The sequence below is a fragment of the Brevibacillus gelatini genome, from assembly GCF_050920745.1.
Taxonomy (GTDB): domain Bacteria; phylum Bacillota; class Bacilli; order Brevibacillales; family Brevibacillaceae; genus Brevibacillus; species Brevibacillus gelatini.
Map to the genome: position 1 here is coordinate 3,530,001 of NZ_CP154342.1, position 21,211 is coordinate 3,551,211.

Here is a 21,211-nt window from a genome sequence, read left to right on the forward strand (position 1 = left end):
TTTGCTGGTGACAAATAAAGCAATGAGTGCATACAAGGCTTTCTCCGGATCAAACACAATACCGGCAAGCAAAATCACCAAGCCGTCAAACACCGCGACGCAGACACCTAAACTGATTCCCGTGAACTTGTGCAAAATTTGCGAAGCAATCGCAAACCCGCCGGTCGATCCTCTGCCCCGAAAGACGATGCCGATGCCAAGACCCACTCCGATTCCTCCATAAATACTGGCGAGCAGCGGATTGGTCGTCAGCGGCTGCAAATGACTCGTGAACATCACGCAAAGCGGCAAAACGATCGATCCGATCGCCGCCTTCAAGCTGTACTGCCGATCAAGCAGCTTCAATCCCAGCAGGAACAACGGAATATTGAACGCCCATTGAACAACAGCCGGGGAAAAGCCAAACAGATTGTGCAAGATCGTCGACACCCCGGAAACCCCTCCAGAGGCAATCTGGTTCGGGTTGAGAAAAAGGTTAAAGCTGGTCGCAAGCACTAGTGAACCAAAGAGCAGCATACCGTATTCCATCACTTTTCTCTGCGGACTGTTCAACTGGATGGCTGTTCGTCTTTTTCGCGCCACATGGTCTCACTCCTGACTTTTTCACGTAAGCAAAATTTGCACATACACTACCACGTTTTGGTTGAAAAGAAAACCCCAATTTGCTGTACTTACCTCATTCAACCTCAATCGCCTGTCCGTCTTGTTTCTGTTCATCTAGTGCTTCATCAAAAGCCCGGTGGAAAGTCACGTTCAAGCCGGCCGCTTCTGTGAGCAAAAGTTCCAACCCGTGGCGGTCAATCTGCTTTTCCGGCGTCAGCATGCCAAAGACAACGCCTGCCGCTCCCAACTCGCGGATGACGCGCACGTCTTCCTTCATCACGCGCAGTTCATCAGCGGCATAGCAAAAGGATTGGCTGTGCGGCCGCACCATGACGTGAACCGGAATGGAGACAGCCTTGACCACGGCATTTACCAATCCCCAGCTCAGCGTAAGGCCCCCCTCCAAAATGCCGGAAATCAACTCCAGCCGATCTGCGCCGCCCTGCTCTGCCCGTTTGGCATCTTCTACCGAAGTCGCAATTACTTCTACCAGCATGTCGTACTCTCCCCTCGCCCGCAAGCTTTTATGGACATTGTACGGACAATTTTCGCCCGGCCGCAAGCACGGCGGCCTGTCTTCGCTGGCAATTTGTTTTGACGATGATAGTGCCACTCGATTCCACCAATCGTTTTCCCGCTCACCGTTTCCCTTGACGAGCGAATCTGTAGTATAATGGCTCAGGGCGACCGCTCGCCGCCCAACTGCATACGAAATCCGCGCAACTTGCGCGGGAGAGGTTCGCGAACTCCCTCTATAAAAAACTAAGGTGGACAACAGTACCAATTCCTTGGTATTGTTTTGTTTTTTTACAGGTGCAGGTTCAAGAACTCTCTTTCTTCCATTACGAACAATGAAGGAGATGGAGAGCATGAAAAAGGAAAAAGCCGTCGTTGTGTTTAGCGGGGGTCAGGACAGCACTACTTGCCTGTTCTGGGCCAAGCAGCAATTCGGCGAAGTAGAAACAATCACGTTTGACTACGGGCAACGGCACAAGCTGGAGATCGAATGCGCCCAGCAAATCGCCCGTGAGTTGGGCGTAGCCAACACCGTATTGGACATGAGCTTGTTGAACCAGCTCGCCCCCAACGCATTAACCCGCACAGACATTGACATCACCCAGGAGGAAGGCCAGTTGCCTTCTACGTTTGTCGACGGGCGCAATTTGCTGTTCCTGTCTTTTGCTGGCGTGTTTGCCAAGCAAAAAGGAGCGCGGCATCTGGTCACAGGCGTTTGCGAAACGGATTTTAGCGGCTATCCAGACTGCCGCGACGCGTTTATCAAATCGCTCAATGTGACGCTTAACCTGTCGATGGACTATCCGTTTGTGATCCATACGCCGCTCATGTGGCTCAACAAGGCACAAACGTGGAAACTGGCGGATGAACTGGGTGCCTTCACGTATATCCGCGAGAAAACCCTCACCTGCTACAACGGCATCAAAGGCGACGGCTGCGGCGAATGCCCTGCCTGCCACCTGCGCAAAGCCGGACTGGACGCGTATCTTTCCGAAAAAAAGGAACAAGGAGCACACGCCTGATGAGCGCCAACTTTGACTTTCGCATTGTCGAGCGCATGCAGGCACTGGGCACCCATATTCAAAAATCGCAACTGCGTTACCATAACAAGCGCGTGCTGGTGAGCAAGGAGTTTACCTTTGACGCCGCGCACCATTTGCACGCCTACGAAGGCAAGTGCAAAAACTTGCACGGGCACACGTACCAGGTCGTGTTCGGGATCAGCGGCTATCCGGATGAAATCGGGCTTGTCATCGACTTTGGCGACATCAAGCAAATCTGGAAGGAGCATATCGAGATCTACCTCGACCATCGCTACCTGAACGAAATGCTGCCCCCGATGAATACGACCGCTGAAAACATGGTCGTCTGGCTGTTTGAACAGATGGAGCAGCATCTCCAGTCCGACGCCTATCGCGACCGTTACCGCGGCGCTCGCGTCGAATTTGTCCGTTTGTATGAAACGCCGACGAGCTATGCCGAGGCGAGACGGGAGTGGATGATGGAGTGAGCATTCCTGTTCTGGAAATTTTTGGGCCGACCATTCAGGGGGAAGGCATGGTCATCGGCCAAAAGACGATGTTCGTCCGCACCGCTGGCTGCGACTACCGTTGCAGCTGGTGCGACTCCGCCTTTACCTGGGACGGATCGGCACGGGATGAAATCCGGCAGATGACGCCTGAGCAAATCTGGTCAGAGCTGGAACGTCTGGCGAAGGGTCGTTTTTCCCACGTCACGATCTCCGGCGGCAACCCGGCGCTTCTTCCAGGCATGGGCGAGCTTGTCTCGTTTTTAAAGGAGCGCGGCATTCGCACGGCGCTGGAAACGCAAGGAAGCCGCTGGCAGGAATGGCTGCCGCTGATCGACGACATTACCATTTCGCCAAAGCCGCCAAGCTCCGGCATGAGCACTGACTATGCCATGCTCGACCGCATCGTCCACACTTTGCTTGAGCAAAAGCATGCGGGGCTTAGTCTGAAGGTCGTTGTGTTTGACGATGCCGATTTTGCCTATGCACGCGACATTCACCGACGATACCCGACCATTCCTTTTTTTCTCCAGCCGGGAAATAGCGATCTCGTCAGCACAGACACACGCGAACTGCGAGAAAAGCTGCTGGAAAGCTTTGAATGGCTGATCGATCAGTCGATGGCTGCCCCCGATTTGAACGACGCCAAGGTGCTGCCGCAGCTCCACGCACTGGTCTGGGGAAACAAGCGCGGCGTGTAGACGAAAAACAAGAGTAGATGAAAAGAAACGAGGATGATAAACATGAACGAACAACAACGCGATCTGTCTTCCCTCACCCTGCTGGGCAACCAGAAGAGGACCTATAACTATTCATACGATCCGAGTGTGCTGGAGACTTTTGACAACAAACACCCGTACCGCGACTACTTCGTCAAGTTCAACTGTCCGGAATTTACCAGCCTGTGCCCGATTACCGGGCAACCGGATTTTGCCACGATCTACATCAGCTACATTCCAGATGTCAAAATGGTCGAGAGCAAATCGTTGAAGCTGTACCTGTTCAGCTTCCGCAACCACGGCGATTTCCACGAGGACTGCGTGAACGTCATCATGAACGACCTGATTAAGCTGATGGACCCGAAATACATCGAGGTATGGGGCAAATTCACCCCGCGCGGCGGCATCTCGATTGACCCGTACTGCAACTACGGCCGGCCGGGGACGAAGTATGAGGAAATGGCGAGCTATCGGTTGATGAATCATGATATGTATCCGGAGAAGGTGGATAATCGATAAACGTTGCGTAGACAGTCGGGATGGCACAAAAGCATGGAGGATCGGCTTCCGGTCGCTCATGGATGTTTTCCTGATTGCTAAGCGAATGAAAAGAAAACAGCCGAACTCGAATCTGACATTATCAGATCCAGGAGCACAAGCGTTGTGCCAATCCCCTCCGTGGATTTATCCGCAGGAAGAGATTGGCACTTATGTGTCTGCCAGTATCTACTCCCCCCTTTTTGAAATCTTTTTCATAGTTTATAATTATCTGAAAAGGGGGTATGGCCATGGCAGTCAACAAATCCAACTTACCAACCTCCCCACAGGTAGTAGAACTGCAAGACAACGAGCTTCCCGTATTCGAGATGCAGCCGGACCAAAACCTCGCGAGCGATTTTCACAAGCGACTGATCCAGATGATTGCGGAATTTGAGCTTGCGCTGGATGAACAGCACGAGGTCGGGATGCGGCTGGTCTCGTTTGGTCAAAACGTTACGCTGCGCGTTGACGGGATCGGCTACTACAATCCGAGCCTGATCCGCTTCTTCGGAACGACGGAAGCCGGCGCGCCGGTGGAGCTGATCCAGCACGTTTCGCAAATCAGCTTTTTGTTGATGGCCGTCAAAAAAGCAGATCCGGCCAATCCTCCCAAGCGAATCGGGTTCAATCCGCCAGAAGTTGAAAAAGAAGCTGGAAAAGAAGACGTGTGACAGCGTCTTCTTTTTTGTTGAGTCAGGGAAAGTGAACTGGTGAATTATAGGAAACTCAGCTAAACTGAAAGAACCGAAAGCAAATCATATTGAAATCGCTGACAGACTGCATGAGGTTTACGGTACCAAAATATTGGCAGCGGCTGGACCGAAAAGACTGGCCGCTGCTAGGCCGAAGAGCCTGCCCAATGCGGCGGGCGCGTAAACCACGGTGGGATTTTCGTGGAGGCGTCCCCCTTTGCCGCGTTGAGCTGGGCCTGCGTGAGAAACAGGCTGTTGGTCAAATCGGCCCCGCGCAGATCGGTGTCGCGGAAGTCTGCGCCGATCAGGTCGGCCCACCTGAGGTTCGCTCCGCGCAGATCAGCCGCAATGAGATACGCTCCGCGCAAATTGGCTCCCCTGAGGTCGGCGTCTCTGAGCTTCGCTCCCATGAGATCGGCACCTCGGCCAACCTGTTTCGTTTTACCCCGCGCCCCTTTTTGCTTAGGACAGGCTTCCGTTCGAACAAGCTCGCTCACCTGCCGGAGCAGTTCGCCCACTTTTGCCCGATGAGCGGCAACATCCACTTGCAACAGCGCTTCCGGAGCCAGCTTCGTAAAGCTCTCCGTCTCGTGCAGGACGCGCTTGATCTTTTCGTGCAGCGGACGGGCAGGCTGCAAAGTCGACGCTTCGGTCAAATACCAGAGCAGCTCGTGCAGATGCCACATGAGCGGAAAGACCTCGTACATTTGCTTGGCCAGCTCCGGCGCTTGCCGCCAGTCGCGTCCGGCGTACGCTTCCTGTGAAACCTTTTGCCCGGCGCCAAAGCAATCGTACACGGTACAGCCGCGAAAGCCGAGCTGGCGCAAGTTCTGGTGAACAGCACAGCGAAAATCGTCCTGCAAGTTGCGACAGGGGGTACCTTTGTCCTTGTTTGCGGCAAAGTCGGAGGAAGCGGCAAAAGGCAGCGCTACACAGCACAGCCCGAAGCATTTTTCGCAATCCCCGCGCAAGTCATGGCGCAACCTCTCCAGGCTCGACTCGCCTTGTTCCTGATGAGCAGTCATGTATGTCCTCCTGACTATTTCTCTATTTTCCTGTTGGCATAAAAAAGCCCGATCCGCTGTGCGCTGCAAGCGACACGGAACGGGCTGTCTGTCATTGCTTGAAGGCGATTTGCGATTCGAGCATGTGCTGCACGAACACCTCGGCAAAGGCCTCAGCCGTATTGTAGCATTCCTCCAGCGTATTGTTTGTTCCGCCGAACTCAAGAAGCAGGCTGCCCGAAGAAATAGACTGATTGTACACGCCGTTGCCTTCGTTTTTCCCTTTCAAAATGACGCCGCGCGACAAGCCGGGATAATACGCTTCCAGGCGAGCATGCAGGGTATCGGCCAGCTTTTTGTTTTCCAGATAGTTCGGGTTGGCTGTGCCGATCACGAACAAAATACGCGAATACGTCTTGCCATTGATCGTGATTGCCACCTTGCTGCGCGGCTCGTCGCTGTCGCGGTGGATGTCGAAAATGTACTTCAGGTACGGGCTGGTCGTTGCCGCTGCCGCCACCGCCTTGTACGACTCGGTGTACGACATCGCATAGCTTTTCTTCTGCTCGGCTAGCTTCTGGGCAAAATCATCCTGATTGACCATCGTCGGGATGCCTTTTGCTTGCAAAATTTCCCCCAGCCGCTTGCCGACCAGCGTAATGTTGATTTCAGGGTCGTCGACAGAGCTGCCCTGGGTGTTGCGGGCGACATTGCGCCACGACTCGCGGTTGTGCGTGTGGTAAATATAAACGGTCTCGTTGCCGATCATTCCTTGATTGTAGCCTACCCCTGTTGTTCCTGTGCCGCCCGGCGACGAACTGCCAGCCGCAGGGATGCGGTCGACGATCCAGCCTGCGATATAGGCGAGGGAGTTGTCAGGCATGCGGATGACGTACCAGTCTCCTACCGTTTGCACGATTGGAAAAGTTTGGCCAGGCTGCACGTTTCCGATCACAGGGTAGTTCGTGCCGGGACCGCTGCGCAGATTGGTATCGGCGTTTCTCACGCGAATCGACGCTTCTGCGGGAACCGGAGCAGGTGCAGGCTGCACCGGATTTTCTCCGGCGGGCGTTGGCGTCACCTGGCCTGTCTCATCTGTGACGATCGGCTTGAATATGTAGGCGTACCTGCCGTAGTAGTCAATCGTGTACCAGCCGTCCGCATAGCCGTAATGCGTGATCGTCGCGCCGCCGTTGACCTGGCCGATGACGGTGTCCAAAAAGTCGGGTGCGGCATACACCTCATAGCTCTCGTTCAGGGTGAGCGAACCAGCGCCCAGTCCGCTCGGCAATTCCGGCACAGTCGGTACGGGAGTCGGATCCGGAACTGGTACAGGGGCAGGAGCCGGCGCTGGTGTCGGGACTGGCGCAGGCGCGGGAAGCGGTGTCGGTGTTGGAGCAGGTGCTGGCTGTGGCGCCGTCGTTTCCACCAAATAGCGCGCGTTCACCCAGCCGCTTGCTTTGTCGGACAGCTTGATCTGCGCCCATTCGCCTTGCTTTTTCACTTGCAGGAAAACACTGTTTTTGTCGATCACTTGCAAGATTTGGGAAGTGGCATTTGGCTCTGCCCGCACGTTCAGCATGTCCACGTTGCTTTTGACGTATTTCAGTTGAGGAATCTCCAGCATTTTGACGTACTTGTTGTTGACCCATCCTGTCTTGCCATTGCTGAGCTTGACTTGTGTCCACTCTTTTTGCCCCTGCACAATCGGCAGCCGGGTCGCTTTCGTAATCGTGCCGATGATCTGGGACGTTGTTCCTGGCGTACTGCGAATATTCAACTGATCGACTGTTACCTCGACATGTGTGGCTGCTTCTGCGAAGGAAGCCGGCAGCAGAAAAATCAGACAGCAGGCAGCGATAGCGCTGTTTTTTACGCGTGCAAGCAAGATTCTCGTTCCCCTTTGTATAAGATCGCAAGCAAGCTTGGAAAATCCAGCCTATTCGTTAAAAATTCGCGGCTCGCCAGCATTTTCCTGCATCTTCCGACATCTTTTCCTGTCATAAGGGCGCTGAAAAAGAGAGGGCAGCCGGGCCAGTTGTAACGGTGATACGTCCATCCGAGCCGTAAATTGTCAAACGCTTACAGCAACTCTGCGGTTGCTTCGGTGTCGGCAGAAGCCGCGCCCACACTCCTTTTGCCAGACAAAAACTCCCCTTTTCCAACTCGCGAAAAGGGGAGCTTGCTCGTTGCATCAGCTTCTATTCCTTCGTGGCCCACTTGAAATCAATGTAGCCCAAGTCATCCATGACAATGCCCTTCAGCTTCTCGTCCTGAACCCAATTGTTCGCATGGAAGTAAATCGGAATGACGGGCATCTCTTCCATCAGGATGGCTTCCGCCTCTGCCAGCAATTGTTTGCGCTTGGCCGGGTCCGCCTGTTGCGCCGCCTGGTCGAGCAGCGACTGATACGTTTTGTTTTCCCAGTTCGTATCGTTGTTGCCGCCCTTTTTCTCGTAGAAAAGCTCCAAAAAATTGGAGGGGTCGGCATAGTCAGCGAGCCAGCCCATCCGCCCGATCTGGTAGTTGCCGTTGTGCATATCTTCCATGAAGACTTTCCATTCCTCTTCCACCAGCTTCACTTCGACACCCAGCGTCTCTTTCCACTGCTTTTGAATCTCCAGCGCGATTTTCCGATGGGCTTCCGAGCGGTTCATGAGCAGAGAGATCGGCGGGAGCTTGCTGATTCCAAGTTCCTTCATTCCTTCTGCCAGCAGCGTTTTCGCGGTCTCGCGATCGTTGTCCTTGAAATAGCTGGACTGCTTTTCGCCATTGGTAACAGGCACCGCTGCCGTGGCAGGCACCTGGTTCCCCCTGGTCACCGTGTCTACAATCGCCTGGCGGTTCAGCGCGTAGGCAAACGCCTTGCGGATTTTCGCATTGCTAAAAGGAGCCTGTTCCGTATTGAACTTGTACCAGTAGACGCCAGCAATCGGCTTCGTATGCAAAAGTCCTTTTTCCTTCAGCAGCGGCAATACGTCCAGCGGAAGTTGCCCGGGAGCGCCCGCCCAGTCCAGATCCCCTGTATCGAACAGACCCAGCTCTGTCGCTTCATCCTCGATCATCGAAAGGTCGAGCTTGTCCAGCTTCACGGCAGCCTGATCCCAATAAGACGCATTTTTCACCAGCGTCATTTGCTCCTTGTGTTCCCAGGAAGCGAGCTTGTAAGGGCCATTTCCTACATGCGTCGAAGCTTCATGAGCCCATTTCGCATTGGCTGCATCTACTTTCTTGTTGACGGGATAAAAGGTCGGGAATGCTGTCAGTTGCACAAAATAAGGAGTCGGCTTCTCCAACTCGACGCGCAAGGTTTTCGCGTCAACCGCCTTCACCCCTACGGCGTCCAGCTTTTCCTCACCGATGTTGGCTTTTTCCGCATTTTTGATCGGATAGAGCTGATAGGCGTAATTGCTCGCTGTTTTCGGATCGAGAACCCGCTTCCACGCGTATTCAAAATCGTGGGCTGTCACCGGATCTCCGTTGCTCCACTTGGCATCGCGCAAATGGAAGGTGTACGTCTTCAAATCGTCGGACACGTCGATCTTGTGCGCCATGGAAGGCTGCAGCTTCCCATCGGGGCCAAGGCGAACCAGGCCGTCGTACAACGCTCTTGTCAGCATGAGCGATAATTCATCCTCAGCCAATCCCGGATCGACCGTTGGCGGCTCCGAGTCCAAATTGAACCGCAATACTTTTTCCGTAGCCGCCGGACTGGCTGTCTTCGGCTTTGCTTCATTTGCTGCCGCGTATCCGGCGGAGGAGGCAATCACTCCGGCGGCCACCAACACGTTCAGAACGCTTTTGCTGCGTAACTTCATTACAATTCTCCTTTTTTGTGGCATTCAAACTTTACACATAATACCAGAAAATCAAAAAGGATACAAATACCACTACCGCGTCTTTTTCCTAACTCCTGTACGGCCAAAATCAGCTAGAATAGAAGAGAGGTACAAAAACGAGGTGAATGCGCACATGGCTTATCTGGAAGAAGGCACGTTCATTGCCTTTCTCGCTTTCTCGATTTTTTTCCTGGTCGCCTACAAGCTGGATCAGATTTCGTTTGTCGCTTTCATTGTTTCATTGGTAGCAACGGCGTTGGTGCATGTAGTCTTTTACGTGCTCATGCTGAAATATTGGCCGATCTTTTAACCGCGTAACTGCTTTTAATACGCTGTCAAAAATTGCTGGACACCGCGATTCCACTCCGCCTGCGGCAAAGGCAGCGGCAACCATCTGGTGATACTCTGCGTACAAATCCATGGTCATATAGTAGCTGATGCCTCCGCGCTCCGGCACAATGCCCCGCTTTCGATGCGAGAAGCGACGCCAAATCGCGTGTGATGTACAGCATTCGACAAAAAAAGATACACGAAATGCCCATCGTTGCGGTAAGCTTAGCATAGAAACTATAGCGCGTTTCGAAATCGGAAAGGATGTTCCCATGAATCTGCTCACCGTCTTGCAAAATAAGGATTTCAGGCGTTTCGGTATTTTGGCGTTGTTTTGCTTGCTGCTCTACTCGCTCGGAAGCATGCTGAATGTAGTCTTGCTCACTTTTCTCGTCACATTTTTGATGGATCGGCTGCACCTGTTTCTCACCAAGGCGATTCACAAGCTCGTGCCCGTCCATGCCAAATTGATTCTCATCGCCCTTTACGCGCTGTTGACGGCCTTCCTCGTTGGCGGGGGGATGAAAGCTTTCCCGGCCCTGATTCACCAGACCGGGCAATTGATCCACCTCATCGAGCATGTAGTGCGGGAGAACCAGCATAACGAGTTTGCCCCATATCTCATGTCCGCCCTGGACAAGCTCGACATGAAAGGACTCGTCCAAGGCAGTCTTACCTTTTTGACGGTCGTCAAGAACATGGGCTTCAATCTGTTTCTGGCCCTTTTGCTCAGCCTCTTCTTCCTGCTGAGCAAGGACAATGTGATCGCGTTTACGGCGCAGTTCCGCACCAGCAAAGTGTCGTGGCTGTACAACGAGATTGAATATTTTAGCCAAAAGTTTATCATGACCTTTGGCAAAGTCATTGAAACCCAACTGCTGATCGCCCTGTTCAACACCGTGTTCACTGTGATCGGTCTGTGGATTCTCGGCTTCCCGAACCTGTTTGGCCTGGCGCTGATGGTGTTCGTGCTCGGGCTGATCCCCGTGGCCGGAGTGATTATTTCCCTGATTCCGCTCAGCGCCATCGCCTTCAGCATCGGCGGCTTGACTACGGTGATCTACCTGCTGGTGTTTATCATGCTGATTCACGCCATGGAAGCTTACGTCCTCAACCCTCGCCTGATGGCGTCGAAGACCCATCTGCCGATTTTTTACACGTTTGTCGTCCTGATCTTCTCCGAGCACTTCTTCGGCGTCTGGGGACTGATCGTGGGAATTCCTTCGTTTGTGTTTTTGCTCGATATTTTGGAAGTAAAAAAAGCGGGAGCGCCGCTGTCCAAAGACAAACCTGTTTCCAAAGAAGTGCTGGACGCGCGGGTCAATGTCGAATAGGAAAACGGACTGCAAGCTTTATCCCCGGCTGTTCGCGTAACACTCATGCAAAAGGAGCCCTTCTCGTGCGGGCTCCTTTTTGTTCCTCCTATTGTCAGTACAAGCAGCTGCTACTCGCGTTCAAACCATTTAATCAGCGCCTGTGTGCCGCTGTCCGCCTCGCCTTTTTCCGCAAGTTCCTCATAGAGCGACTTGGACAGCGAAAGTCCGGGCGTCAGCAGTCCCATTTCCTCTGCCGCTTCCAGGGCGATGCTCATGTCCTTGATAAAATGCTTGATGTAAAAGCCCGGTGCGAAATTACCCGCAATCATCCGCGGTGCCAGATTGGACAACGACCAGCTGCCCGCCGCTCCCGCTTCGATGCTCGTCAATACGCGCGCCGGGTCCAATCCCGCTTTTTTCGCATAGGCAATCGCTTCGCACACGCCGATCATATTGGTCGCGATGCAGATCTGGTTGCACATTTTTGTATGCTGCCCGGCACCAGGACCGCCCTGGAGGACGACGTTCTTGCCCATGACCGCAAGCAGCGGCGCCACCGCATCAAACGCATCCTGATCGCCGCCGACCATGATCGCAAGCCTTGCTTCCCGCGCTCCTACATCGCCGCCGGACACGGGAGCATCCAGCGCATGGAGCGAATGCTTTTTCGCTTCCTCGTATATTTTTTTGGCAAGCGAAGGCTTCGAAGTTGTCATATCTACCAAAAAAGTCCCCGGCTTGGCATGCGAAATGATGCCCTCAGGGCCAAAGTACACTTCTTCCACATCAGACGGGTATCCGACCATTGTAATGATGACATCGGCTTCCGCAGCCAGTTCGCTTACCCGCTCCTTCCAGACGGCTCCTGCCGCAAGCAGCTCATCTGCTTTTGCCTTCGTGCGCGTGTACACGAGCACCCGATAACCTGCCCGCAACAAATGTCCAGCCATGCTTTTGCCCATGACGCCCGTTCCTACAAACCCGACGACCGTTTCCTCTGCACGTACAGCCACGCTACCAGCTCCCTTGTTCTCTCTTTGATACCTATGCGTATATTTCTGGCATGGAGCAACAGATTCCTGCTCGTCTTTTCCGACCAGGCTCTTTTCCAGGAACACTCGCATGACTGCCGGCGTGCTACAACATCAACTGCTCCGGATTCAGCCCGAGCAGAGCGTCGTGTACAAATTTGCCGTCTTTGCGGATCAACACGTCGTCAAACCAGATTTCCCCGCCGCCGTACTCCGGCCTTTGAATCGAGATCAAGTCCCAGTGAATCGTGCTGCGATTGCCGTTATTCGCACAATCGTACGCCTGCCCCGGCGTCAGGTGAAAGCTCCCGGCAATTTTTTCATCGAACAAAATATCGCCAATCGGATGCAAAATGTGCGGGTGAAACGCAATTGCAAACTCTCCGATGTAGCGCGCGCCCTCATCCGTATCCAGTATTTCGTTCAGCTTCTCGGTATGATTCGCCGTCGCCTCGACGATCTTGCCCTCGCGAAACGTGAAGCGCACGTTGTCAAAAGCCGTTCCCTTGTAGCGGCTTGGCGTGTTGTACTGGATCGTTCCGTGGAGCGAGTTGCGCACTGGCGCTGTGTACACTTCCCCATCCGGCATGTTCCGCTTGCCGACCGCCACCTGTGTGCCGATTCCTTTGATGGAAAAAGTCAGGTCGGTTCCCGGCCCCACGATCCGCACCCGATCCGTTTTGTCCATCAGCTCGTACAGCGGCTTGCTCTCCCTGGCCATTTTCCGGTAATCAAACGAGCAGACATCGAAGAAAAAGTCCTCGAAAGCGTCGGTGCTCATGTTAGCCTTTTGCGCGGCTGCCGCCGTCGGGTAATGAATGCGGATGCCTTTGATTTCATTGTCGACGCGGTGCGCCATGGTTTTAAAGGCTTCGGCAAGCAAACGCTGCTTTTCCTCCGGCACGTCTTTATACTCGCTGTCATTCATCTCACCGTGAATGCCAATGTAGCCGTCGATGCCGTTCCACATGTCTTTTTCCCACTCGGCGACTTGTGCAAGCTGATCTGCTGTCAGCCCGAGCATCCACTCCCGCTCGACGCGCGGCCGGATAAAACGCAGGTGCGGGTAAGCTCCTTTTGCATACAGACGCTTGACCAGCTCCGCTGCCAGCAGTTCGCCCTCGTCTACCACCCGAATCAAGATATGCTCCCCTGCCTGTACATCCAGACTGTACGAAATCAGGTTGTCTGCGATCCGTCCGAGTCTATTGTCTCTCATCGTGACACGCTCCTTGTCTGTTTTTCTTTTTAGCGTACAGGAGATTTGTCAGAGGAATATCAGCGGAAGGTCTTCTAGCAGCGTTTTCTGCCAGGCGCCAAACAGCCAGAGGCCAAGGCTTGCTACTTGTTCCCAGAAACAGATGGCCCTATAGTAAAAGTACACATGCTGTCATGACGAGCCTGACAGGCAGAACGGAAAGGAGCGGATAAGCGTGCCAAGAGCATTGGTGGTCGATGACGACCCGCACATTCGAGAGCTAGTCGCATTGTACTTAAAAGACGAGGGGTTCGACATTGTAGAAAAAACAAATGGAGCTGACGCATTGGCATACGCGGAAAATCATGCCGTGGATTTGGCGGTTATCGACATCATGATGCCGCAAATGGACGGCTGGGAGCTATGCTCCAAGCTACGGGAGTTTGGCGATATGCCGATCATCATGATTACCGCCAAAGGCGAGACGCAGGACCGCATTCATGGTTTCAAGCTGGGGACCGATGATTATCTGGTAAAGCCGTTTGATCCCGTAGAGCTGGTGCTCCGTGTAAAGGCACTGCTCAAGCGGTATCGCATCTCGGTATCCAACATCATAACGCTTGGCCATCTTTCGTTGGACCGTTCCCGCTATCTGGTGGTATACGAAGACGGACAGACCAAAACGATTCCCATGAAAGAATTTGAACTGCTGTACAAACTGGGCAACTATGCCGGGCAATTGTTTACCCGCGAAACATTGATCGAACAAATTTGGGGGCTCGATTATGAAGGGGACGAACGAACGGTAGATGTGCATATCAAGCGGCTTCGCGAGCGGTTTCCCGAAGCCGAATCCGGATTTCGCATCGTGACGATTCGCGGTCTGGGCTATCGACTGGAGGTAACAGCGCAATGAAATCGCTCTATACCCGGGTCGTGCTCGTATTCGTCGGAATCGTCATGCTCAGCCTGATGACGGCTTTTCTCATTACGAGCTGGCTGTATGAAGAACGCGCCAAAGGCATCGTCCGGGACATGCTCATCGAAAACGGAAACCAAATGATCGCCACCTACCAATCCACTCCCACCGCAGAGCTGGTTCCGCTTATGCAGCACTTGTCGGGGCTTTCCCTAACCCATGCGCAGCTCTACAACGCAAAAGGCGACCCGCTTCTCGCCGAGCAAGGAACCTCGTTGCAGGTGGAGCCTCGCGATGTCGCCCGTGTCCTCGCTGGCGAAAAAGTAACCGATCTGCAGCGAATCGACATCTCTGCTTCCCATGAAGTTGCCCTTCCTGTCATTGGCCTGCCTCTTCAGGAGGACGGACAGCCTTATGCCTTGTTCGTGACGCTGAAACGAAACAGCGCTGACGTAGAATTGATGAATTCGATTCATTTGCTGTACGGTTTAATCCTGTTTATCGGAAGCTTTTTGATTCTCATCGCCGCCCGTTACCTGGTCAAGCCGATTGTGCAATTGACCGAAGCCACCCGGCGAATGGCCGAAGGAGAGTTCACCGTTGAAGTACCTACCAAGCGCAAAGACGAGATCGGAATCCTGAGCGCCAGCTTCAACCAGATGGCCAAAAAGCTTGGCATGCTGGACCAAATGCGGCGGGATTTCGTCTCCAACGTCTCGCATGAGATCGGTTCCCCTCTCACTTCGATTTCCGGTTTCACCAAGGCGTTGAAGCACAAGGAAGTAAGTGAGGAAAACCGCCTTCGCTATTTGACCATTATCGAGGAAGAAAGCGAGAGACTGTCCCGGTTGAGCCAAAATTTGCTAAAATTATCCCAACTGCAACAAGAGAACATGCCGCTACGCCTCAAAACGTACCGCCTCGACGAGCAGATCCGCAAGGTCGTGATTGCGCTGGCTCCACACTGGGAAACCAAACAGATCGACTTCGACCTTCATCTGGATCCGCTCATGATCGAAGCGGACGAGGACCAGCTTAGCCAGGTGTGGATCAACCTGCTGAGCAATAGCATCAAATTCACACCGGTCAACGGCACGATTGGAATTACGGCCGTCGAGAAAGGCAATCAGTGCATCGTTTCCATTACCGATAACGGAATCGGCATTCCGGAAGAAGAAAGAGATCACATATTCAAGCCTTTTTACAAAGTCGACAAAGCTCGCAATTCTGCTGTAAAAGGAAACGGCCTTGGGTTGTCCATCGTGAAGCAAATCATTGACGGGCATCGGGGAAGCATTCGGGTGTTAGGGGAAGCAGGAAAAGGAGCGACGTTTGAAGTGACCTTGCCGCAGTAAAAACCGCCAGCGTGCGGTTTTTTCTTTTTTTGTTTCCGTTCATATTCAGTTCACACAGCTGTTTTATATTCCTCTTAGAAGCTGATTACCCTACAAGGGTATCGTAAACAGGAGGAATCGAAAGTGAAAAAAGTTTTGTTGCGTTTGGCGGTGTATCTGCTTAGTCTGGTTGTTTTTGTAGGCGGTCTTGGCTTCCTTGGATATTCCCATACGCAGAAGGAATTTTACAAGGCGCTTCGCGAAGAGCCCGTTCCTTCCCTGGAAGGCGTCACCATTCCCCCTCATGATCCGGCGAAACCTACCGTTGCAGTCGTCATGGCAGATTCTTCGATTACAACAGAGGATTTCGACTTTCTCATTCCGTACACGCTGTTCGCGATGACAGAAGCGTACAATGTCTATGCGGTCTCGCCCGACAAAAACCTCAAACCGCTGTCAGGCGGGCTCGATGTCGCCCCGCACTACACGTATGCAGAGCTGGATGCGCTGTTGGGGAAAAACCCTGAGGTAATCGTAGTCCCGTTCATGCCGATTATTGATGAAGCGATATATGCCCCTACTCGCGAGTGGATTCAAAAACACGCTAACAGCGATACCACTTTCCTGAGCATTTGCGGGGGTTCAGGCAACCTGGCTGATGCCGGTCTGCTGAAAGGAAAATCGGCTGCGTCTCACTGGCAAGCCATTCCGTCCTTGCGCGCACTCTACCCGGATACGACTTGGGTAGAAGATGTGAGATATGTCCACGAAGGAAATACGCTGACTTCATCCGGTCAAACGGCTGGGATCGATGCGGTGCTTCACCTCATCTCGCAGCAAGTGGACGAACCGACAGCAGCAAGCATCGCCAAACAAATCAGCTATCCGAATTACGAATTTGTCGCGAATCCAAAAGTGGAACCGTTTGTTCTCGACTACAAATTTTCCACCTACATTTTGAATAGCACATTCCGCTGGCAGAAAAAGCAAATGGGCGTGCTGCTCTATGACGGCATGGAAGAACTGGCCCTGTCTTCGATCTTTGACTCGTATGCAGACACAGGAACGACACGCGTCAGGACCATTTCGCGGACGATGACACCGATTTTGACCAAGCATCACCTCAACATCGTGGCACGACACACCATCGAGGATGCGCCACAATTGGATAAAATGATTATCCCTGGCGGCGACGCACCTTCGCTCGCTCGCGAAGACATTAAGTTCTGGAATGAAAAAGGCAAGGCGGATGTGACTCTGCTCATTCACGCCGATTCTCCCGACCGTTACGTGTTTGAAGCGCCATTGGAAGACCTTGCCAAGCAGGAAGACCTGCTGACAGCCGGGCATGGCGTAAAGCGTTTGGAATACCGCTCCGACAATATCAAGCTGGAAGGCAGCGCGCTTCCTCTCATGACCTATGCGCACCTGCTGCTTACTGTCGCTCTTGCTTTCCTGACGGCATTTTTGATTGATCGCAAGTTCATTTCCAGGAAATCGACTTGCTGTTTGCACAAGCGCACGGCGTAATCTCTGCCTGTGGAAAACACCTTCAAGACAGCCCGATCATTTCGCAAGATCCGGGGACAATCTTGAAGGTGTTTTTCTTATGCGTGTATGTCTGCTTCTTGAGCCAGACGCCGCCGAATTCGTGTGCAAAAGCCCCTGTATGGAGGAAGCTTTGCGGACGAAAGTCATGCGCTTTTGGACGAGTTGAATTTTTTGCGGTAATAGCGGGAAAAGCCAATGATACAGGGGACGAGGACAATTGTCGGCATAAACCAGACGAGCGGGTGAACAGAACTTAGGCCGAGCAGGCGCGGCGCACCGAACACGGTAAAGGCCGTAATCGTTGCGATACAGCAGCCGAGCATACCTCCCAGATGTTCAAACCACCAGTGGAGCTTTCGTCCCGGCGGCCGCAGCCAGTACACCAGCTGCGTCGTGCCAAGGAAAATCCCGATAAACGGAAACCAGGTCAGCAGAGTAAAGTCGATGATCGCTCCGTACAGGCTCATGGCTGCACCCGAGGCGACCAGCAAAGCCGGAAACAGCAGGTCGACCAGCTGGCGATGCGCCGCTTGGCGGTTTTTGTACCGCAGCACGCGAATCCCGTACCAGGCTGTCGCCGAGCTTAAAATCGAGATGAAAATGAGGAACCAGGCGAAGGCGACGGACTCAACCGTTTTGTCCGGGTCGAAACCGATCCGCCAGATACCCATGTAAAGGGCCGAGATCGCGACTGCTCCCATTGCGTACACGTAGACCCAGCCGGAGCGCGCGTGCGCCTTTCCTCCCTTTTTGGTGGCGATTGGCAGCCAAAATACAAGCAACGCGGTAAATCCGGCGATCACGTGAATCACTTTGAAAATCGAGAAAAATAGCATAGTGATGATCCCCCCTCGGTTAACCCTTGGTCAGTGTCTGATACATGATCTGATGCACTTCATCGACAGTCAGCCCGCTCGCATTCGGCGCGATTTGCGTCTTCATCCGGATGCCGTACGTAATGATCGTGAAAAAAATCGCCACCTTCTCCGCATCGAGCGTGTCAGGAATGACGCCCGCCCGCTGCCCCACCTCGATCCATTCCTTCGACGTCTGGATGCTCTCCTCGTGCATCTTGGCAAGCATGTCGCCAATGACCGGGTCTTCTCTTTTGCTCAGCAAGTAAATCAGGATCAGGTTCGTCACATCCCGCGGGTCGTGAATGTGCCCCAAGCCCTGCGAGATAATCCCAAGCGGTCCCGTCAATTCGCCTCCCCCTTCTTTTACAGTTTGGTAAAACTGCTGGCTGATGGCGGCCAAACGTCTTTGCAACAGCAGGCCGAACAGTTCATCCTTGCTTTTTACGTAATGGTAGATCGCGCCCTTGGACAAGCCGGAGCGCTTCATGATGTCCTGCAACGTCGTCTGCTGGCATCCTTTTTCCAGAATCAATTCCTCTGTCGCCGTCAACAGCAATTGAAAGCTGGGGTTTTGATGAATCGATGACATGGTCTCCTCCTGTAGAAAATGGACATGGAAGTGATTTCCTTACGATTCACTATACAAACCGGCGGTCGGTTTGTCAAATGAAAAGAAAAAACATGTACGCCGCTTTGTCCGCTCTTTTCGCTGCGAGATCATTCTGCAGCACTGTTGCGGAGAAACGTAAGCACCGACCGTTATGGACGATACCCGTACATGCTGAAGGTGAAAAAAAGACAGGCATACACACCCGCTGCCGGAACAAGCGTGAGCGCGATCCCCCATTTTTTTGCCGTTCCTTGGGCAGCCTGGAACCAACCGTAGTAGTTGAACAGCAGCAGGAGCAGAAACGGAATAAAGAAAAAACCTTGCGTGGACTCGACCCACGCCGAATTGTTGTCCCAAAATTGCTCCGGCACCGGCAACGTATGATACTCCGCGTAAATCGCCTCCTTGCGTGCGATGAACACGTACGACAGCACGATATAATAGACGGTTACTGCGGCCTTGACCCAGACCGTTATCCCTTTTGTCGTCCATAACAGCAAAAAAATAATGCTCAAGATGAACCATATGGCCATGTATTTCATCCTGATCCCTCCTAAAAAGGGATTATATTTTTTCACGGTGCATGAAATAAGTACCAACTTTTTTTGGTACCTCCCCCGCTTTCCCGGCAAGAGTCGACAAAATCTGGTATCCTTCCTATAATAGACTTGTCTCAAAAAAAGCTGTCTTTTCGTAGGAGATGGTCATGATTACATACGCGATTTCGTTTTTGCTGTCGTTTGCAATCGTCATGGTGTTGATTCCGCCGCTGGCCAAATTGGCGTTTCGTCTCGATTTTGTAGACAAGCCTCGAAAAGACGTCGAGCGCAAGATTCACCGGGAGCCGATTCCGCTAACGGCCAGCTATGCGATCTTCATCGGCTTCGCCGCATCGTTTCTGCTGTTTTCCAAGGAATCACCGGGACAGACGATTGCCGTGCTGATCGGCTCGCTGCTTCTTATTACCATCGGTACGATTGACGACTGGTACAAAACGCAGGGCAAGGACTTCTCTGCTCTGCCCAAAATGATCGTGCAGATTTCCGCCGCCGTAATCGTGTACTTGTCCGGAATCAGCTTCTCCGGCTTTTACAATCCGCTGAGCGGAGAATACATCCTGCTCCCGGAATGGCTTCAGTTCATCCTCACGATCTTGTGGATTTTCGGTGTGACGACGGTTATCAACTTCTCGGACGGCATGGACGGGCTTGCCGGAGGGCTGACTGCCATTTCTGCCGGTACGCTGTTCGTCGTCGCCCTCGTCAAAGGACAGACAACTTCCGCCATCATGGCGATCAGCCTGATCGGCGTCGCTCTCGCTTACTTGCGCTACAACAAGCCGCCCGCGAAAATTTTCATGGGAGACGCAGGGGCGACTTTTCTCGGCTTTATCCTCGCCGTAATCGCGCTGGACGGAGCCTTCAAGCAGGCAACAGTCCTGTCGCTGTTCATCCCGATTTTGGCGCTGGGTGTGCCGATCTTCGACAACCTGTTTGTCGTGGCAAAACGGTTCGTGCAAGGCAAGCCGATCTACCAGGCTGACGCCAGCCAGGTGCATTACCGCCTGCTGCGCACGGGGCTGAATCCAAAGCAGGTCGTGGCGTTTCTCTGCTTAATCAGCATGTGCTTTTCGCTGACGTCGATTATTTTGCTTTTGCTTGGTGTATAAAACGAAAAAAATGCCGCTTTGGTCCTTGATGCGGACCTGCGGCATTTTTTTTTTGCAGCTTTGGCAGGGGGGCCGGATTATGGCACCGCCGAAGACAGGCATCGGTAGCTACTCGTCGCCTGCGTGCTAGCTCTGCTTCGCGGCTGTCGCTTCTGCCGCTTCCTCCATCTGCTTTTTATATTGCAGGCACGCATGGCACCTTTTGCTTTTTCGGCCAAAAGCGGTGTAGTATTTGAGCTTTTTGCAGGAACGGCACGTCACGTACAGCGAGCTGGACAGGTTGTAGTTTTGCTCGGGCGTGTTTTGTGTGAGCTGGACCGTCTTGTTGTATTTGATTAACAGATGCGCTGTATGGATGGCATCGACCAGGGCTGAGTGCAGTCTTCCTTCCTGAACGATGCCCGCTGCATCAATCGCGTCTTTGAGACTCATCTGCTTGCGGTCGGCGAGCAGCATGCTGATTGCTGGCTGGATGTCGTTGTAGTTGCGCAGCCAGTTGAAGGCCAGTCCGAAGCGGGCGCAATGCTCGATCATCAGCCGCTTGTCGTCTTGGCCCCACGAGCACAGGTAGTAGTCCGTATCCGTACCGATCCAGTCCAGAAAGTCGTTGAAAGCTTTGCGAAACGGAATGAACGTCGGCATGTTCTCTTTGTCCAGGCCGATGAATTTGCGGGTGCGCTCCGTGATTCTGCGCTCGATGGCCGGAAACGTGTAGCGCTGGAAGGTGTCTACCTCCACACCGTTTTTTCCGGGCACAATTTTTGCCGCTCCGATCTCGATAATTTCCGGAATCTTGTCTCGTTGATAGGTGAGTGTTGTTTCCAGGTCATAGACAATGATTTGCAAGCAGTATCACATCCTGAATGTATTGGTTCTATTATGAACGGTTCGGTTATGGATTGCAAAAGCAAAGCAGCGGACACGCGCTTTCCTTGTTTAAGGGATAATTGTATAG

The 21,211-nt window shown here is 53.1% G+C and carries 22 protein-coding genes and 1 riboswitch (1 of these 23 running past the window's edge); of the genes, 11 read left to right on the plus strand and 11 right to left on the minus strand.

Annotated elements, in window-relative coordinates:
• Both AAFJ72_RS16955 and AAFJ72_RS16960 read right to left on the minus strand, forming a co-directional pair.
• Nucleotides 1-582: the 5' portion of a YitT family protein gene (locus AAFJ72_RS16955; RefSeq protein WP_432774881.1), read on the minus strand. The gene continues 288 nt to the left of window position 1, outside the view; the window shows 582 of its 870 coding nt (coding positions 1-582); it begins with the start codon at nucleotides 580-582; its stop codon lies beyond the left edge, outside the window.
• 94 nt (nucleotides 583-676) lie between these two features.
• Nucleotides 677-1,099: a copper homeostasis protein CutC gene (locus tag AAFJ72_RS16960; RefSeq protein ID WP_432774883.1), complete on the minus strand. Its 423-nt coding sequence runs from the start codon at nucleotides 1,097-1,099 to the stop codon at nucleotides 677-679.
• Nucleotides 1,100-1,331: 232 nt separating this feature from the next.
• Nucleotides 1,332-1,375: riboswitch (PreQ1 riboswitch) on the plus strand.
• A 97-nt stretch (nucleotides 1,376-1,472) separates the two neighbouring features.
• On the opposite strand from AAFJ72_RS16960, the gene queC reads away from it, so the two are divergent.
• The 5 genes from queC to AAFJ72_RS16985 all read left to right on the plus strand — a co-directional run bounded on the left by queC (nucleotide 1,473) and on the right by AAFJ72_RS16985 (nucleotide 4,577).
• Nucleotides 1,473-2,141 carry a 7-cyano-7-deazaguanine synthase QueC gene (gene queC, locus AAFJ72_RS16965; protein ID WP_122903048.1) on the plus strand — a complete coding sequence of 223 codons (669 nt, stop codon included), beginning with the start codon at nucleotides 1,473-1,475 and terminating at the stop codon, nucleotides 2,139-2,141.
• Nucleotides 2,141-2,629, plus strand: coding sequence for a 6-carboxytetrahydropterin synthase QueD (queD, locus tag AAFJ72_RS16970; RefSeq protein ID WP_432774884.1), 489 nt, complete (start codon nucleotides 2,141-2,143; stop codon nucleotides 2,627-2,629). Before queC ends, queD begins: the two co-directional genes overlap by 1 nt.
• Nucleotides 2,626-3,348: a 7-carboxy-7-deazaguanine synthase QueE gene (gene queE / locus AAFJ72_RS16975; RefSeq protein ID WP_122903050.1), complete on the plus strand. Its 723-nt coding sequence runs from the start codon at nucleotides 2,626-2,628 to the stop codon at nucleotides 3,346-3,348. The genes queD and queE overlap by 4 nt, the downstream gene beginning before the upstream one ends.
• A gap of 42 nt (nucleotides 3,349-3,390) precedes the next feature.
• On the plus strand, nucleotides 3,391-3,885 hold the full coding sequence (queF, locus tag AAFJ72_RS16980) for a preQ(1) synthase (RefSeq protein WP_432774885.1): 495 nt from the start codon (nucleotides 3,391-3,393) through the stop codon (nucleotides 3,883-3,885).
• Between the two features lie 269 nt (nucleotides 3,886-4,154).
• Nucleotides 4,155-4,577 carry a DUF6173 family protein gene (locus tag AAFJ72_RS16985; RefSeq protein ID WP_432774886.1) on the plus strand — a complete coding sequence of 141 codons (423 nt, stop codon included), beginning with the start codon at nucleotides 4,155-4,157 and terminating at the stop codon, nucleotides 4,575-4,577.
• Nucleotides 4,578-4,744: 167 nt separating this feature from the next.
• Here AAFJ72_RS16985 and AAFJ72_RS16990 read toward each other — a convergent pair whose 3' ends face one another.
• From AAFJ72_RS16990 to AAFJ72_RS17000, 3 genes are all read right to left on the minus strand, one after another.
• Nucleotides 4,745-5,623 (minus strand): pentapeptide repeat-containing protein, encoded by an 879-nt coding sequence (locus AAFJ72_RS16990; protein ID WP_432774887.1) that lies wholly within the window; start codon nucleotides 5,621-5,623, stop codon nucleotides 4,745-4,747.
• A gap of 91 nt (nucleotides 5,624-5,714) precedes the next feature.
• On the minus strand, nucleotides 5,715-7,490 hold the full coding sequence (gene spoIIP, locus AAFJ72_RS16995; RefSeq protein WP_432774888.1) for a stage II sporulation protein P: 1,776 nt from the start codon (nucleotides 7,488-7,490) through the stop codon (nucleotides 5,715-5,717).
• A 313-nt stretch (nucleotides 7,491-7,803) separates the two neighbouring features.
• Complete coding sequence (locus tag AAFJ72_RS17000) at nucleotides 7,804-9,420, minus strand: peptide ABC transporter substrate-binding protein (protein ID WP_432774890.1); 1,617 nt, start codon at nucleotides 9,418-9,420, stop codon at nucleotides 7,804-7,806.
• Between the two features lie 154 nt (nucleotides 9,421-9,574).
• Here AAFJ72_RS17000 and AAFJ72_RS17005 point away from each other — a divergent pair, with 154 nt between their 5' ends.
• Together AAFJ72_RS17005 and AAFJ72_RS17010 are read left to right on the plus strand one after the other, a co-directional pair.
• The gene (locus AAFJ72_RS17005; protein ID WP_432774891.1) at nucleotides 9,575-9,751 is read left to right on the plus strand and encodes a hypothetical protein; all 177 of its coding nucleotides are present in this window, start codon (nucleotides 9,575-9,577) and stop codon (nucleotides 9,749-9,751) included.
• Between the two features lie 292 nt (nucleotides 9,752-10,043).
• Nucleotides 10,044-11,105: an AI-2E family transporter gene (locus AAFJ72_RS17010; protein WP_432774892.1), complete on the plus strand. Its 1,062-nt coding sequence runs from the start codon at nucleotides 10,044-10,046 to the stop codon at nucleotides 11,103-11,105.
• 110 nt (nucleotides 11,106-11,215) lie between these two features.
• On the opposite strand, the gene AAFJ72_RS17015 is transcribed toward AAFJ72_RS17010, so the two are convergent.
• Together AAFJ72_RS17015 and AAFJ72_RS17020 are read right to left on the minus strand one after the other, a co-directional pair.
• The gene (locus AAFJ72_RS17015) at nucleotides 11,216-12,211 is read right to left on the minus strand and encodes an NAD(P)-dependent oxidoreductase (RefSeq protein ID WP_432774893.1); all 996 of its coding nucleotides are present in this window, start codon (nucleotides 12,209-12,211) and stop codon (nucleotides 11,216-11,218) included.
• A 13-nt stretch (nucleotides 12,212-12,224) separates the two neighbouring features.
• A complete protein-coding gene (locus AAFJ72_RS17020) occupies nucleotides 12,225-13,337 on the minus strand; it encodes an aminopeptidase (protein ID WP_122903059.1) in 1,113 nt (370 codons plus the stop codon).
• A gap of 214 nt (nucleotides 13,338-13,551) precedes the next feature.
• Between AAFJ72_RS17020 and AAFJ72_RS17025 the strand changes: the two genes are divergently transcribed.
• The 3 genes from AAFJ72_RS17025 to AAFJ72_RS17035 all read left to right on the plus strand — a co-directional run bounded on the left by AAFJ72_RS17025 (nucleotide 13,552) and on the right by AAFJ72_RS17035 (nucleotide 17,099).
• Nucleotides 13,552-14,232 carry a response regulator transcription factor gene (locus AAFJ72_RS17025; protein WP_122903060.1) on the plus strand — a complete coding sequence of 227 codons (681 nt, stop codon included), beginning with the start codon at nucleotides 13,552-13,554 and terminating at the stop codon, nucleotides 14,230-14,232.
• Nucleotides 14,229-15,590, plus strand: a complete 1,362-nt coding sequence (locus AAFJ72_RS17030) for a sensor histidine kinase (RefSeq protein WP_432774895.1) — start codon at nucleotides 14,229-14,231, stop codon at nucleotides 15,588-15,590. Before AAFJ72_RS17025 ends, AAFJ72_RS17030 begins: the two co-directional genes overlap by 4 nt.
• 123 nt (nucleotides 15,591-15,713) lie before the next feature.
• Entirely contained in the window at nucleotides 15,714-17,099 is a 1,386-nt protein-coding gene (locus AAFJ72_RS17035; protein WP_122903062.1) for a DJ-1/PfpI family protein, read from the plus strand.
• Between the two features lie 164 nt (nucleotides 17,100-17,263).
• On the opposite strand, the gene AAFJ72_RS17040 is transcribed toward AAFJ72_RS17035, so the two are convergent.
• The 3 genes from AAFJ72_RS17040 to AAFJ72_RS17050 form a co-directional block, all read right to left on the minus strand.
• Nucleotides 17,264-17,956 (minus strand): DUF2306 domain-containing protein, encoded by a 693-nt coding sequence (locus AAFJ72_RS17040; protein WP_122903063.1) that lies wholly within the window; start codon nucleotides 17,954-17,956, stop codon nucleotides 17,264-17,266.
• 19 nt (nucleotides 17,957-17,975) lie between these two features.
• Nucleotides 17,976-18,566 carry a TetR/AcrR family transcriptional regulator gene (locus AAFJ72_RS17045; protein ID WP_122903064.1) on the minus strand — a complete coding sequence of 197 codons (591 nt, stop codon included), beginning with the start codon at nucleotides 18,564-18,566 and terminating at the stop codon, nucleotides 17,976-17,978.
• A gap of 170 nt (nucleotides 18,567-18,736) precedes the next feature.
• Nucleotides 18,737-19,129 carry a hypothetical protein gene (locus AAFJ72_RS17050; RefSeq protein ID WP_122903065.1) on the minus strand — a complete coding sequence of 131 codons (393 nt, stop codon included), beginning with the start codon at nucleotides 19,127-19,129 and terminating at the stop codon, nucleotides 18,737-18,739.
• Nucleotides 19,130-19,287: 158 nt separating this feature from the next.
• Between AAFJ72_RS17050 and AAFJ72_RS17055 the strand changes: the two genes are divergently transcribed.
• Entirely contained in the window at nucleotides 19,288-20,256 is a 969-nt protein-coding gene (locus AAFJ72_RS17055; protein WP_122903066.1) for an MraY family glycosyltransferase, read from the plus strand.
• Nucleotides 20,257-20,382: 126 nt separating this feature from the next.
• Here the strand turns inward: AAFJ72_RS17055 and AAFJ72_RS17060 are convergent, their stop codons facing one another.
• On the minus strand, nucleotides 20,383-21,102 hold the full coding sequence (locus tag AAFJ72_RS17060; RefSeq protein ID WP_122903067.1) for a 3'-5' exonuclease: 720 nt from the start codon (nucleotides 21,100-21,102) through the stop codon (nucleotides 20,383-20,385).
• Nucleotides 21,103-21,211 lie beyond the last annotated feature (109 nt).

Coding starts and splice junctions, on each gene's coding strand:
- AAFJ72_RS16960 (WP_432774883.1), bottom strand. CDS start 1,099: ATGCTGGTAGAAGTAATTGCGACTTCGGTAGAAGATGCCAAACGGGCA.
- queC (WP_122903048.1), top strand. CDS start 1,473: ATGAAAAAGGAAAAAGCCGTCGTTGTGTTTAGCGGGGGTCAGGACAGC.
- queD (WP_432774884.1), top strand. CDS start 2,141: ATGAGCGCCAACTTTGACTTTCGCATTGTCGAGCGCATGCAGGCACTG.
- queF (WP_432774885.1), top strand. CDS start 3,391: ATGAACGAACAACAACGCGATCTGTCTTCCCTCACCCTGCTGGGCAAC.
- AAFJ72_RS16985 (WP_432774886.1), top strand. CDS start 4,155: ATGGCAGTCAACAAATCCAACTTACCAACCTCCCCACAGGTAGTAGAA.
- AAFJ72_RS16990 (WP_432774887.1), bottom strand. CDS start 5,623: ATGACTGCTCATCAGGAACAAGGCGAGTCGAGCCTGGAGAGGTTGCGC.
- AAFJ72_RS17000 (WP_432774890.1), bottom strand. CDS start 9,420: ATGAAGTTACGCAGCAAAAGCGTTCTGAACGTGTTGGTGGCCGCCGGA.
- AAFJ72_RS17005 (WP_432774891.1), top strand. CDS start 9,575: ATGGCTTATCTGGAAGAAGGCACGTTCATTGCCTTTCTCGCTTTCTCG.
- AAFJ72_RS17010 (WP_432774892.1), top strand. CDS start 10,044: ATGAATCTGCTCACCGTCTTGCAAAATAAGGATTTCAGGCGTTTCGGT.
- AAFJ72_RS17015 (WP_432774893.1), bottom strand. CDS start 12,211: ATGCGAGTGTTCCTGGAAAAGAGCCTGGTCGGAAAAGACGAGCAGGAA.
- AAFJ72_RS17020 (WP_122903059.1), bottom strand. CDS start 13,337: ATGAGAGACAATAGACTCGGACGGATCGCAGACAACCTGATTTCGTAC.
- AAFJ72_RS17030 (WP_432774895.1), top strand. CDS start 14,229: ATGAAATCGCTCTATACCCGGGTCGTGCTCGTATTCGTCGGAATCGTC.
- AAFJ72_RS17040 (WP_122903063.1), bottom strand. CDS start 17,956: ATGCTATTTTTCTCGATTTTCAAAGTGATTCACGTGATCGCCGGATTT.
- AAFJ72_RS17045 (WP_122903064.1), bottom strand. CDS start 18,566: ATGTCATCGATTCATCAAAACCCCAGCTTTCAATTGCTGTTGACGGCG.
- AAFJ72_RS17050 (WP_122903065.1), bottom strand. CDS start 19,129: ATGAAATACATGGCCATATGGTTCATCTTGAGCATTATTTTTTTGCTG.
- AAFJ72_RS17055 (WP_122903066.1), top strand. CDS start 19,288: ATGGTCATGATTACATACGCGATTTCGTTTTTGCTGTCGTTTGCAATC.